We start from the raw sequence: 13,877 nt of genomic DNA, 5'->3' as shown, positions 1-13,877 counted from the left end.
GCGTATTTGATTGGCAAACATTTCCGATGGGCACAAAAAAACCCGCTCGTGAGCGGGTTTTTTGAAGCGTTAACGCTTGAATTTGGTGCCCAGGAGAAGACTCGAACTTCCACGGCCGTAAAGCCACCAACACCTGAAGCTGGCGTGTCTACCAATTTCACCACCTGGGCATATCGAAGACTGGCGTCGTCGATGGCGCGCACTATACGGCTGCCGAATGAGGCTGTAAACCCCTTTTTGGAAAAAATGAGGCCTGCGGAATCGGGTTGGGCGCAGCGGGGAACGGAAATGCAAAAGCCCGCTTTCGCGGGCTTTTGGAACGCGATGGACTCAGGTAGTCTCGCGTTTGAAGATGGTGCCCAGAAGAAGACTCGAACTTCCACGGCCGTAAGGCCACCAACACCTGAAGCTGGCGTGTCTACCAATTTCACCATCTGGGCAAATCGACCACTTGCGTCGTCGATGGCGCGCACTATACGGTCGCTGTATTGCAGTGTAAACCCCTGGCTGCAAAAATATTCCAGGCCACGCGGTAGGGCCTCAAAGGGGCGCCGCAAAGGCTGTACGGCTCCATAAGCTGCTGGAATTTCCCGTTTCCACAGGGGTATGCCAAACTAACTTGCATATCACACAAGGTGAACACTCTCTAATGGCCGATTGGCAGTCCCTCGATCCCGAGGCCGCTCGTGAAGCGGAAAAATACGAAAATCCTATCCCCAGCCGTGAATTGATCCTGCACCACCTCGCCGAGCGTGGTTCTCCTGCGAGCCGCGAGCAGCTGGTCGAGGAGTTCGGCCTGGGGACCGAAGACCAGATCGAAGCCCTGCGCCGCCGACTGCGAGCGATGGAGCGCGATGCTCAGCTTATTTATACCCGGCGCGGCACCTACGCGCCGGTCGACAAACTCGACCTGATCGCCGGGCGCGTCAGTGGCCACCGTGATGGTTTCGGCTTCCTGATCCCCGACGATGGCAGTGACGACCTCTTCCTCAGCCCGGCTCAGATGCGCCTGGTGTTCGATGGCGACCGTGCCCTGGCGCGGGTTTCCGGGCTCGACCGCCGCGGCCGCCGTGAAGGCGCGCTGGTGGAAGTGGTGAGCCGTGCTCATGAAACCATCGTGGGGCGGTACTTCGAAGAAGGCGGCATCGGCTTCGTTCAGGCGGACAACCCCAAGGTACAGCAGGAAGTGCTGGTAACCCCCGGTCGTAATGGCGGGGCGCGCGTGGGCCAGTTCGTCGAGATCAAGATCACCCACTGGCCGACAGCTCGCTTCCAGCCGCAGGGCGACGTGGTTGAAGTGCTGGGCAACTATATGGCGCCCGGGATGGAAATCGACGTGGCGCTGCGCAGCTACGACATCCCCCATGTATGGCCCGAGGCCGTGGAGAAAGAAGCGGCGCGGCTCAAGCCGGAAGTCGAAGACAAGCACAAGGCGAACCGCGTCGACCTGCGTCACCTGCCGTTCGTGACCATCGACGGCGAGGATGCGCGGGACTTCGACGATGCTGTCTATTGCGAACCCACGGGTCGTATCAAGATGTTTTCCGGCGGCTGGCGGCTTTACGTGGCCATTGCCGACGTATCGAGCTATGTGAAGATCGACTCGGCGCTGGACGCCGAGGCACAGGTGCGCGGCAACTCGGTGTACTTCCCGGAGCGGGTGATTCCGATGTTGCCCGAGGAGCTGTCCAACGGCCTCTGCTCGCTCAACCCGCATGTGGATCGCTTGGCGATGGTCTGCGAGATGACCATTTCCAAAAGCGGGCAAATGGTCGACTACAAGTTCTACGAAGCGGTTATCCACTCCCACGCGCGCCTGACTTACAACAAGGTCAGCACGATGCTCGAGCATAGCCGTACCGCGGAAGCCAAGGCGCTGCGTGGCGAATACGGCCCGGTGTTGCCTCACCTCAAGCAGCTGTACGCGCTCTACCAGGTGCTGCTGGCGGGCCGCCATACCCGGGGCGCGATCGATTTCGAAACCCAGGAAACCCGCATCGTCTTTGGCGAGGATCGCAAGATCGCGGAAATCCGCCCGACCACTCGTAACGACGCGCATAAGCTGATCGAGGAATGCATGCTGGCCGCTAACGTGGCTACCGCCGAATTCCTCAAGAAGCATGAAGTGCCAGCGCTGTTCCGCGTTCACGACGGCCCGCCGCCGGAGCGCCTCGAGAAGCTGCAGGCCTTCCTGGGTGAGCTGGGCCTTGCCTTGCATAAAGGGAAAGAGGGGCCCACGCCCAAGGATTACCAGGCGCTGCTTGAGCGTATCAAGGATCGCCCGGACTTCCAGCTGATCCAGACCGTGATGCTCCGCTCGCTGAGCCAGGCAGTCTATACCTCGGACAACCACGGCCACTTCGGCCTGAATTACCCGGCCTATACCCACTTTACTTCGCCTATTCGCCGCTACCCCGACCTGCTGGTTCACCGCGCCATCCGTAGCGTGATCCGCTCCAAGCGCGAAACCCCGCACGTGGTGCGCGCCGGAGCCGCGGCCATGCCCAAGGCGCGGATATACCCGTACGACGAGGCGGCGCTGGAACAGCTGGGCGAACAGTGCTCGATGACCGAGCGCCGTGCCGACGAAGCCACCCGTGACGTGGTGAACTGGCTCAAGTGCGAGTTCATGAAGGACCGCGTTGGCGAAGTATTCCCCGGCATCATCACCGCGACTACCGGTTTCGGCCTGTTCGTGGCGCTTACCGACATTTATGTGGAAGGGTTGGTCCACGTCTCCGCCTTGCCGGGGGACTACTACCACTACGACCAGGTTCACCATCGCCTCACTGGCGAGCGAACCGGGCGCAGCTTCCGCCTCGGCGATACCGTTCAAGTGCGCGTGATGCGCGTAGACCTGGACGAGCGCAAGATCGACTTCGAGCTGGCTGACAAAGCCCCTGAGAAGAGTACAGGTAGAGCACGCGACACCGGCGCCAGCGCGCGTAAATCGCGCAAAGCAACCGACACCGCGCCCGCCGGCCGCTCGCGCAGCAAGCCCGAGGCGGTCGCCGCACCGGCTGCAGAGCCTGCACCCGAGCCGGCTCGCCCGCGCAAGCGCAAGGCGGGGAAAGACCCGGCCGTGGACGAAGCCTATCGGGCCTCCCATGCCACGGCCAACAACGCTGAAGTACGCAAAAGCCGTGAAATGAAGAAAGCCCTGATGAGCGACGCCCGGAGCGCGCCCGCCAAGGCTGATAGCAGCAAGCCCACCAAACACCGCAAGGGGCCGTCCAAGGCTGGCTCGCGCAAGGCCAAGGCAAAATCATGAGTCAGTTGGAAAAAATCTACGGCGTACATGCCGTGGAAGCGCTGTTGCGCCACCACCCGCGTCGGGTCAAGCACATCTGGCTTTCCGAAGGCCGCAGTGAGCCTCGGCTGCAAGCTTTGCTGCAGCTGGCAAGCGAACACCGCGTTACGGTCGGCTCCGCTGAGCGCAGGGAGCTGGACGCCTGGGTCGAAGGCGTTCACCAGGGCGTGGTCGCTGACGTAAGCCCAAGTCAGGTATGGGGCGAGGCAATGCTCGACGAGCTGCTCGACCGCCATGAGGGGCCACCCTTGCTGCTGGTGCTCGACGGCGTGACCGACCCACATAACCTCGGGGCCTGCCTGCGGACCGCAGATGCCGCCGGCGCCCTTGCCGTGATCATTCCCAAGGACAAGTCCGCCACCCTTACCCCCGTGGTACGCAAAGTGGCCTGCGGCGCGGCGGAAGTGATCCCGCTGGTTGCCGTGACCAACCTGGCGCGCAGCCTGGAAAAGCTCCAGCAGCGCGGGTTGTGGGTTGTCGGCACGGCCGGCGAGGCCGAGAAAGAGATCTACCAGCAAGACCTCACTGGCCCACTGGTATTGGTGATGGGGGCCGAAGGCAAGGGCATGCGCCGGCTTACTCGCGAGCACTGTGATCATCTGGTCAAGCTGCCGATGTCGGGAAGCGTGAGCAGCCTCAACGTTTCGGTTGCCACCGGTGTATGCCTGTTCGAAGCGGTGCGCCAGCGCCAGGGCCGTTAACGGGCCGTCTGCCCGGGCGCTGTGCCCGGGTATAGGCGGCTGGTCAAATATTCGCCAATCACCTTGCGTTGCCCAAGGCCCTTCTCTACAATTGCGCCCCTTGCCCTGGCGGCAGGCTTACCAGCGCCCGCCTAGGCATGTACCAAGCACTATTCACTCCTTGTCTGACCGGTACCTCGGCAGGCTACAACCCGTAAGGAGCATTCATGCGTCATTACGAAATCATCTTCCTGGTCCACCCGGATCAGAGCGAGCAAGTCGGCGGCATGGTCGAGCGTTACACCAAGCTGATCGAAGAAGACGGTGGCAAGATTCACCGCCTGGAAGACTGGGGCCGTCGTCAACTGGCCTACGCAATCAACAATGTTCACAAGGCTCACTACGTGATGCTGAACGTTGAATGCACCGGCAAGGCCCTGGCCGAGCTGGAAGACAGCTTCCGCTACAACGATGCCGTTCTCCGTAACCTTGTGATCCGTCGCGACGAAGCCGTTACCGGCCCGTCCGAAATGCTCAAGGCTGAAGAAAACCGCAGCGAGCGCCGTGAGCGTCGTGACCGTCCTGAGCAAGCTGAAAGCGCCGACGGCGACGACAGCGACAACAGCGACAACAGCGACAACAGCGACAACGCTGACGAGTAATCCACGGATCTTTAGAGGAGCCTGTTAAATGGCACGTTTCTTCCGTCGTCGTAAATTCTGCCGCTTCACCGCAGAAAACGTTAAAGAGATCGATTACAAGGATCTCAACACCCTGAAAGCTTACGTATCTGAAACCGGCAAGATCGTTCCAAGCCGTATCACGGGTACCAAGGCTCGTTATCAGCGTCAGCTGGCTACCGCTATCAAGCGCGCCCGCTTCCTGGCCCTGCTGCCTTACACCGACAGCCACGGCCGCTGATACGGGCTTTGTCGACAAGCCGTAAAGGATAGAGCGCATGCGTGCCTTGGCTGATTTCATCATGCGGGGTCGTATGCAAGCCACCCTGGTGGTGGCTGGATGTGCGGCATTGCCGCTGTTGTTCTGGTTGAGTGCCGCTGCGGGTTGCCTTGTGCTTCTGCGGCGGGGGCGAAGCGACGCCATTGGCGTCCTTGCCTGGGGAATACTGCCGGCGTTTGTCTGGTGGTATTTCGGTGAACCTCGCACCCTCATGGTGTTGCTGGGTTCGCTGGGTCTCGCGGCGCTGCTGCGTGCGGGATGGCCCTGGAGCAAGGTGTTGCTGGCAAGTGTCGGCCTGGGTGTGGTGTATGGCGTGGTACTGGGAGCCGCCTTCGGCGAAGCCCTGAACCAGCTGGCAGTGGCCATGAACAGCCACTTGCCCGACCTGCTCGGCGACATCTACCAGCGCTTGTCGCTGGCAGAGCAGGCCCACCTGGAGGCGTTGATCGCTCCGGTACTGATCGGATTGATAGCAGCTTTGTTGCAGGCCATCAGCCTGTTGGCCCTGATACTGGGGCGCTACTGGCAGGCCGTGTTGTATAACCCCGGCGGTTTCGGGCGCGAGTTTCGCACCACGAGAATCCCCGGTGCCGTAGCCCTCGGGCTATTGGCGTGCATGCTGGTGGGGCCGCAGTTCGGTCCCAGGGTGGCGATGTTGACCCCCCTGTGCAGCGTGCCGCTGATGTTCGCGGGCTTCGCCCTGGTGCATGGGCTGGTCGTTCGCGGCAAGCTCGGGCGCTTCTGGCTGGTAGGGTTGTACGTCACGTTCCTGCTGTTCATACAGCTGGCCTATCCGTTACTGGTGGCTGTGGCCATTGTCGACAGCCTGATTGATTTTCGCGGCCGCCTGGCGCCTGAAAAAGGCAACGACCAGGGCTCCGCGAACGGTGAAGGTTAAAGTTAAGAGGTTAATACCAAATGGAACTGATCCTGCTGGAAAAAATCGCCAACCTGGGCAACCTGGGCGACAAGGTAAACGTAAAGGCTGGTTACGGTCGTAACTACCTGCTGCCACAAGGCAAGGCTACTGCCGCGACCGCCGCCAACCTGGCTGCGTTCGAAGCTCGCCGTGCTGACCTGGAAAAAGCAGCTGCCGACAAGAAAGCTTCCGCTGAAAGCCGCGCCGCTCAACTGGCCGAGCTGGAAGTCACCATCACCGCTACCGCGGGCGATGAAGGCAAGCTGTTCGGTTCGATCGGTACTCACGACATCGCTGACGCACTGACCGCCTCCGGCGTTGAAGTTGCCAAGGCTGAAGTTCGTCTGCCGAACGGCACCATCCGTAACGTCGGTGAATACGACGTAGCCGTGCACCTGCACAGCGACGTTGAAGCTACCGTTCGCGTTGTGGTTGTAGCCGCCTGAGCCATTGGCTGGCCGCTCGGCCAGCCAGCGGTTTAACATGGGGCACGGCCCTGTCTTCGACAGGTCGTGCCCTTTGTTTTTTTATGTACCCCTCAGATTCCGCCGGTTATGAACGAAATCTCGACGCCCGAACAGTACGACCTGCAAACCGCCGCGCTCAAGGTTCCACCTCACTCCATCGAGGCCGAACAGGCTGTGCTCGGTGGCTTGATGCTGGACAACAATGCCTGGGAGCGGGTACTGGACCAGGTGTCGGATGGTGACTTCTACCGGCATGACCACCGCCTGATTTTCCGCGCGGTGGCTCGCCTGGCCGACCAGAACCTTCCGTTCGACGTGGTCACGCTGCACGAGCAATTGGACAAGGAAGGGCAGAGTAGCCAGGTCGGCGGCCTTGCCTATCTGGGCGAACTGGCCAAGAACACGCCGTCGGTCGCCAACATCAAGGCGTACGCGCAGATCGTTCGCGAACGCGCCACCCTGCGCCAGTTGATCAGCATCAGCAGCGATATCGCCGACAGTGCCTTCAATCCGCAAGGCCGGAACGCGTCCGAAATCCTCGACGAGGCCGAGCGGCAGATCTTCCAGATTGCCGAGGCGCGCCCCAAGACCGGCGGTCCGGTAGGCGTGAATGACCTGTTGACCAAAGCCATCGACCGGATCGACACGCTATTCAATACCGATCAGGCGATTACCGGCCTGTCCACTGGCTATGCCGACCTGGACGAAAAAACCAGCGGCCTGCAGCCGTCCGACCTGGTGATCGTGGCGGGGCGCCCGTCCATGGGTAAAACCACCTTTGCCATGAACCTTGTGGAAAACGCGGTACTGCGCAGCGACAAGGTAGTGCTGGTGTACTCCCTTGAAATGCCAGGCGACTCGCTGATCATGCGTATGCTGTCGTCGCTGGGCCGTATCGACCAGACCAAGGTTCGAACCGGCCGACTGGACGACGACGATTGGCCACGGCTGACCTCGGCGGTCAACCTGCTCAACGACCGCAAGCTGTTCATTGACGATACCGCCGGCATCAGCCCTTCGGAAATGCGCGCCCGTACGCGGCGCATTGTGCGTGAGCATGGCGAGATCGCCATGATCATGATCGACTACCTGCAGCTGATGCAGATTCCCGGCTCGAGCGGCGACAACCGCACTAACGAAATCTCGGAGATTTCGCGCTCGCTCAAAGCCTTGGCCAAGGAATTCAACTGCCCTGTGATCGCACTGTCCCAGCTTAACCGCTCGCTGGAACAGCGCCCCAACAAGCGCCCGGTAAACTCCGACCTGCGGGAATCGGGAGCGATCGAGCAGGATGCGGACGTGATCATGTTCGTCTATCGGGACGAGGTGTATCACCCCGAAACCGAGCACAAGGGCATTGCCGAGATCATCATCGGCAAGCAGCGGAACGGCCCGATCGGTACCGTGCGCCTGGCCTTCATCGGGAAGTACACTCGGTTCGAGAACCTGGCGCCGGGCAGCTATCAGTTCGATGACGAATAATCGGGGAACATCCTGCGCTCGGTGATGCTGCGTTAAAAACAGGCTCGGAATGCTCATTTACAACCAGTAAACTCCGCTTCCTCGCCTGTTTTTGCCTTGCCTGACCTTCGCTCGGATATTCCCTGCAGAGCCATCGAATAGCCTATATCCGACAAAGGTCGTCGGATTTGGTCATTTTTTGTGCTATCCTCCGCGGCCGCGAATTCACGCGGGTCCATTTGCCATAACACCGGTCATCACCATGCAAGCAGCCAAGCCATTATTCGACTATCCGAAATACTGGGCCGAATGTTTCGGGCCGGCGCCTTTCCTGCCCATGAGCCGGGAAGAAATGGACCAGCTGGGATGGGATTCCTGCGACATCATCATTGTGAGCGGTGATGCCTATGTCGATCATCCCTCGTTCGGCATGGCGATCATTGGCCGGCTGCTCGAAGCCCAGGGTTTCCGAGTGGGCATCATTGCCCAGCCGGATTGGACCTCCAAGGCCGACTTCATGAAGCTGGGCGAGCCGAACCTGTTCTTCGGTGTTGCGGCCGGCAACATGGACTCGATGATCAACCGCTACACCGCAGACAAGAAAATCCGCTCCGACGACGCCTACACCCCTGGCGGCCTTGCGGGCAAGCGGCCCGACCGCGCCAGCCTGGTGTATAGCCAGCGCTGCAAGGAAGCCTACAAGCACGTGCCGATCGTGCTGGGTGGCATCGAGGCGTCGCTGCGCCGGATCGCGCATTACGACTACTGGCAGGACAAAGTCCGCCATTCGATTTTGATCGACGCCTGTGCCGATATCCTTCTGTACGGCAACGCCGAGCGCGCCGTGGTGGAAGTGGCCCAAAGGCTGGCAGCCGGGCAGCCGATCGAAAGCATCACGGATATCCGCGGCACCGCGTTCGTGCGCCGGGACACGCCGCAAGGCTGGTACGAAGTGGACTCCACGCGTATCGACCGCCCGGGCAAGGTCGACAAGATCATCAACCCGTACGTGAACACCCAGGACACCCAGGCCTGCGCCATCGAGCAGGAAAAAGGCCCGGTTGAAGACCCGACCGAAGCCAAGGTTGTGCAGATCCTCGAAAGCCCGCGCATGACCCGCGACAAGACGGTCATCCGCTTGCCGTCCTTCGAGAAAGTACGCAACGACGCCGTGCTCTATGCCCACGCCAACCGCGTATTGCACCTGGAAACCAACCCGGGCAACGCTCGTGCGCTGGTGCAGAAGCATGGCGACGTAGACGTTTGGTTCAACCCGCCGCCCATTCCGATGACCACCGAGGAAATGGACTACGTGTTCGGCATGCCCTACGCGCGCGTCCCGCACCCGGCGTACGGCAAGGAAAAGATCCCGGCCTACGACATGATCCGCTTCTCGGTGAACATCATGCGCGGCTGCTTTGGTGGCTGCACATTCTGCTCCATCACCGAACACGAAGGCCGGATCATCCAGAACCGCTCCGAAGAGTCGATCATCCGCGAGATCGAAGAAATCCGCGACAAGGTGCCCGGCTTCACTGGCGTTATCTCGGACCTGGGCGGGCCCACCGCGAACATGTACCGCATCGCCTGCAAAAGCCCGGAGATCGAATCCGCGTGCCGCAAGCCTTCGTGCGTGTTCCCGGGCATCTGCCCCAACCTGAACACCGATCACTCGTCGCTGATTCAGCTGTACCGCAGCGCCCGCGCCTTGCCCGGTGTGAAGAAGATCCTGATCGCCTCGGGCCTGCGCTATGACCTGGCGGTGGAATCGCCGGAGTATGTGAAGGAACTGGTCACCCACCATGTGGGCGGCTACCTGAAGATCGCCCCGGAGCACACCGAGGAAGGCCCGCTCAACCAGATGATGAAGCCGGGCATCGGTAGCTATGACCGCTTCAAGCGCATGTTCGAGAAGTACTCGAAAGAAGCCGGCAAAGAGCAGTACCTGATCCCGTACTTCATTGCGGCGCATCCCGGTACTACCGACGAAGACATGATGAACCTGGCGCTCTGGCTCAAGGGCAACGGTTTCCGCGCCGACCAGGTGCAGGCGTTCTATCCGTCACCCATGGCATCCGCTACCGCCATGTACCACTCGGGCAAGAACCCGCTGCGCAAGGTTACGTACAAGAGCCCGGGTGTGAGCATCGTGAAAAGCGAGGCCCAGCGCCGGCTGCACAAGGCCTTCCTGCGCTACCACGACCCGAAGGGCTGGCCAATGCTGCGTGAAGCGCTGGAGCGCATGGGCCGTACCGATCTGATCGGCTCGGGCAAAAATCAGCTGATCCCGGCGCACCAGCCTGACGTAGATACCTACACCAGCGCACGGCGCAAGAACTCGACGCCCGCAGGTAGCCACAAGGTTGCCCGCGAGCAGCGTATTCTCACGCAGCACACCGGCCTGCCGCCGCGTGGCAGTGACGGCAGCAAGCCCTGGGACAAGCGTGAAGAGGCCAAGGCCGCCGCACAGGCGCGCCGCGATCAGGCGGCTCGCGCTGACAAGGGCAATGCCAACGCAAAGGGTAAGCGCAAGCCGAGCCGGCAGCCCGTACTTCCTCGCTGATCCACACGAGGGAAAGCCGTTCCGCTGATCCTGAGCGATCAGCGACGGCTTCAGGCCTGCCTGCACAGCGCCTGGTTTATTAACGTCGCCCCCGTGGATAGAACAGCGGTTGGTTGAGTCCAACCAGAGCACCGCGGGCTGAGCCAGCTATGCATAACCGACAAAAGGGTTGTGCTGGCACAACTCTTGCGCTGTTTCCCTGACCGTTTGGCCTGCAGGAGGCACGCTGTGTCGATACATGTCGCGTTAAACCACATTACCGACTATCGCTACGACCGGGCGGTGGAGCTTGGGCCGCAGATAGTCCGGCTGCGCCCGGCACCGCATAGCCGAACACGCGTTCTTTCCTATTCGTTGAAGGTTCTGCCCGAAGGCCATTTCATCAACTGGCAGCAGGACCCCCAAGGCAATTACCTGGCGCGGCTGGTGTTCCCGGAGAAAACCGAGCGGTTCAGGATCGAGGTGGACCTTGTCGCCGAAATGGCGGTGTTCAACCCGTTTGATTTTTTCCTTGAGCCCTATGCCGACGCCGTTCCCTTCAGTTATGCACCGGATGAGCGCCATGAGCTGGCGCCCTATCTGGAAAAACTGCCGCTGTCGCCCCGGTTCGCCGCTTATGTGGAAAGTATCGAGCGCGAACCGACGCCGACCGTGGATTTTCTGGTCGCGCTCAATCAACGCATCAGCCAGGACGTGCGCTACCTCATCCGCATGGAGCCAGGGGTGCAGACGCCCGAGCAAACCCTGGAACTGGAATGCGGTTCCTGCAGGGATTCCGCCTGGCTGCTGGTGCAGGTGCTGCGTAACCTCGGGCTGGCGGCGCGCTTCGTGTCGGGCTACCTGATTCAGCTCACCGCTGACGTGAAAGCGTTGGACGGGCCAGCTGGCACCGACGTGGATTTCACCGACCTGCACGCCTGGTGCGAGGTGTACCTGCCCGGCGCTGGCTGGATCGGCCTGGATGCCACCTCGGGGCTGTTTGCTGGAGAAGGGCATATCCCACTGGCGTGCAGCCCGGACCCCACTTCCGCCGCGCCGATCACCGGCAGGGTAGAGCCGTGCGAATGTGATTTCGCCCATTCCATGTCGGTGCGCCGGATCTGGGAAGCGCCGCGCGTTACCCGCCCTTACAGCGAAGACCAATGGCAGGCCATACTCGCGCTGGGCGAGCACATCGACGCCGATCTGCTGGCGGGTGACGTGCGCCTGACCATGGGCGGCGAACCCACGTTCGTTTCCGTGGACCACCCCGACGGCGCCGAATGGAACACCGCCGCCCTCGGGCCGAACAAGCGCAAGCTTGCCACTGAACTGTATCAACGTTTGCGAGCACGCTACGCCACCGGTGGGCTGGTGCACTTTGGCCAGGGGAAGTGGTACCCGGGCGAGCAACTGCCCCGATGGTCATTGAATGCCTTCTGGCGCACAGACGGCGAGCCGATCTGGCGCAACCCTCGGCTGATCGCCAATGAGCAGGAGCGCTACGCCGCCGATACCGAACTGGCGGCGCGCTTCCTGGTACAGGTGGCCGAGCACATGGGCTTGCCGGGAGACTTCGTCTTCCCCGCTTACGAAGACAGCCTTTACTACCTCTGGCGCGAGGGGACGTTGCCGGCAAACCTGAGCGTGGCTGATGCTCGCCTGGCCGACCAGCTAGAGCGTGAGCGCCTGCGCAAGGTCTTCACCCAAGGCCTGGACCAAGTGGTAGGCCATGTGTTGCCGCTGGCGCGTACCGCCGCCGGCGATCGATGGCACAGTAGCCGCTGGTACCTGCGCGACGAGCAGTGCCGCCTGCTGCCCGGCGACTCGGCCTTGGGTTACCGGCTGCCGCTGAATTCGCTGCCATGGGTAGAGGAAAGCGATTACCCCTTCATCAACGCCCGTGACCCCAACCAGGCCTTCTCGCCCCTGGCGCTGCAGCAGCCGGCGGCTTCGGTGCAAGGCCGTTACGAAGGCGGCGCTCCGAAAGCCGGAGAGTCGGCAGGCTGGATTGCCCGTACCGCCCTGTGCGCCGAGCCCAGGGATGGCCGGCTTCACATCTTCATGCCGCCGCTTGAGCGGCTGGAAGATTACCTTCAATTGGTGGAGGTGGTTGAGGCCGTGGCCGAAGGGTTGCGCTGCCCGGTGGTGCTGGAGGGCTACGAGCCACCGGCCGACCCGCGCCTGCAGAACCTGCGCATTACGCCCGACCCTGGGGTTATTGAGGTGAACGTTCAGCCCTCGGCGAGTTGGGCGGAGCTGGTGGAGCGTACCGAGTTCCTCTATGAGCAGGCGCGGCACACCCACCTGGCCAGCGAGAAGTTCATGATTGACGGCCGCCATACCGGCACCGGCGGTGGCAACCATTTCGTGCTCGGCGGGGCCACGCCTGCAGATTCTCCCTTCCTTCGACGCCCTGACCTGCTGCGTAGCCTGGTGAGTTACTGGAATGATCACCCCTCGCTTTCGTACCTGTTCTCCGGGCTGTTCATCGGGCCCACGTCACAGGCGCCGAGGGTGGATGAAGCGCGCAACGATGCCCTTTACGAGCTGGAAATCGCCTTCTCGCAGATGCCCGCCCCTGGCGAGGAAGTCGCGCCCTGGCGGGTAGACCGCCTGCTGCGCAACCTGCTGACCGACGTGACAGGCAACACGCATCGCGCCGAATTTTGTATCGACAAGCTGTATTCGCCCGACAGCGCCAGTGGCCGTCTTGGCCTGCTCGAATTGCGGGCGTTCGAAATGCCGCCCCATGCCCGCATGAGCCTGGCGCAACAGTTACTGTTGCGCGGGCTGGTGGCACGGTTCTGGAAAGCGCCCTATGCGCCGCAACGCCTCACCCGCTGGGGCACGGAATTGCATGACCGTTTTCTGCTTCCCCATTTTGTGGCTCAGGACTTTGCCGATGTGCTTCATGAGCTCACGCTGGCGGGCTATCCGTTCAAGGCAGAGTGGTTCGCGCCGCACCTGGAGTTTCGCTTTCCCAAGGTGGGCGACTATGCGGTGGCCGGGATCGAGCTGGAACTGCGCCAGGCCCTGGAGCCTTGGCACGTGCTGGGCGAGGAGGGGGCCGCCGGGGGCACCGTACGCTACGTGGACTCATCCTTGGAGCGCATGCAGGTGAAAGTGACTGGCATGGCGCCGGGGCGTTATGTGCTTACCTGCAATGGCCTGCCGGTACCGCTTCGTGCCACCGGAGTGGCCGGGGAGTTCGTTGCGGGCGTGCGCTACCGTGCGTGGCAGCCAGCGAATGCATTGCACCCGAACATTGCACCCCATGCGCCCTTGGTATTCGATCTGGTCGATACCTGGATGCAGCGTTCGTTGGGCGGGTGCCAATACCATGTGGCGCACCCGGGTGGCCGTAACTACGACACCTTCCCGGTCAATGGCAACGAAGCCGAAAGCCGGCGGCTGGCGCGTTTCTTCCGGGTCGGCCACACTCCCGGAACGCTGGTCGCGCCACCTGTACAGGTTAACGAAGCGTTTCCCATGACACTGGACATGCGCCGTTTCCAATGAGTCGGGCCCACTACCT

The 13,877-nt window shown here is 61.8% G+C and carries 9 protein-coding genes and 2 tRNA genes; 9 read left to right on the top strand and 2 right to left on the bottom strand.

Translation table 11 applies throughout. The annotated features are described in order from the left end of the window. Positions 1-83: 83 nt before the first annotated feature. Both AC3Z8Y_RS22560 and AC3Z8Y_RS22555 read right to left on the bottom strand, forming a co-directional pair. Positions 84-170 (bottom strand) — tRNA-Leu (locus tag AC3Z8Y_RS22560). A 183-nt stretch (positions 171-353) separates the two neighbouring features. Beyond that, positions 354-440: transfer RNA gene (locus tag AC3Z8Y_RS22555), tRNA-Leu, on the bottom strand. A gap of 209 nt (positions 441-649) precedes the next feature. Here AC3Z8Y_RS22555 and rnr point away from each other — a divergent pair. From rnr to AC3Z8Y_RS22510, 9 genes are all read left to right on the top strand, one after another. Then, a complete protein-coding gene (gene rnr, locus AC3Z8Y_RS22550) occupies positions 650-3,271 on the top strand; it encodes a ribonuclease R (protein WP_490087638.1) in 2,622 nt (873 codons plus the stop codon). Beyond that, entirely contained in the window at positions 3,268-4,011 is a 744-nt protein-coding gene (gene rlmB / locus AC3Z8Y_RS22545; protein WP_181110834.1) for a 23S rRNA (guanosine(2251)-2'-O)-methyltransferase RlmB, read from the top strand. The genes rnr and rlmB overlap by 4 nt, the downstream gene beginning before the upstream one ends. 206 nt (positions 4,012-4,217) lie before the next feature. Then, complete coding sequence (gene rpsF / locus AC3Z8Y_RS22540; protein WP_490087637.1) at positions 4,218-4,652, top strand: 30S ribosomal protein S6; 435 nt, start codon at positions 4,218-4,220, stop codon at positions 4,650-4,652. 28 nt (positions 4,653-4,680) lie between these two features. Then, positions 4,681-4,911, top strand: a complete 231-nt coding sequence (gene rpsR / locus AC3Z8Y_RS22535; protein ID WP_040260021.1) for a 30S ribosomal protein S18 — start codon at positions 4,681-4,683, stop codon at positions 4,909-4,911. Between the two features lie 37 nt (positions 4,912-4,948). After that, complete coding sequence (locus AC3Z8Y_RS22530; protein ID WP_490087636.1) at positions 4,949-5,848, top strand: YybS family protein; 900 nt, start codon at positions 4,949-4,951, stop codon at positions 5,846-5,848. A 20-nt stretch (positions 5,849-5,868) separates the two neighbouring features. Continuing rightward, positions 5,869-6,315, top strand: coding sequence for a 50S ribosomal protein L9 (gene rplI, locus AC3Z8Y_RS22525; protein ID WP_181110831.1), 447 nt, complete (start codon positions 5,869-5,871; stop codon positions 6,313-6,315). A 108-nt stretch (positions 6,316-6,423) separates the two neighbouring features. Next, a complete protein-coding gene (dnaB, locus tag AC3Z8Y_RS22520; RefSeq protein WP_181110830.1) occupies positions 6,424-7,818 on the top strand; it encodes a replicative DNA helicase in 1,395 nt (464 codons plus the stop codon). Between the two features lie 241 nt (positions 7,819-8,059). Beyond that, entirely contained in the window at positions 8,060-10,360 is a 2,301-nt protein-coding gene (locus AC3Z8Y_RS22515; protein WP_490087635.1) for a YgiQ family radical SAM protein, read from the top strand. 228 nt (positions 10,361-10,588) lie between these two features. Next, positions 10,589-13,861: a transglutaminase family protein gene (locus AC3Z8Y_RS22510; protein WP_490087634.1), complete on the top strand. Its 3,273-nt coding sequence runs from the start codon at positions 10,589-10,591 to the stop codon at positions 13,859-13,861. Positions 13,862-13,877: the final 16 nt, after the last annotated feature.

Source organism: Pseudomonas sp. 3MAES_34.3B (assembly GCF_058145875.1).
This window is presented reverse-complemented; position numbering and strand designations above follow the sequence as displayed.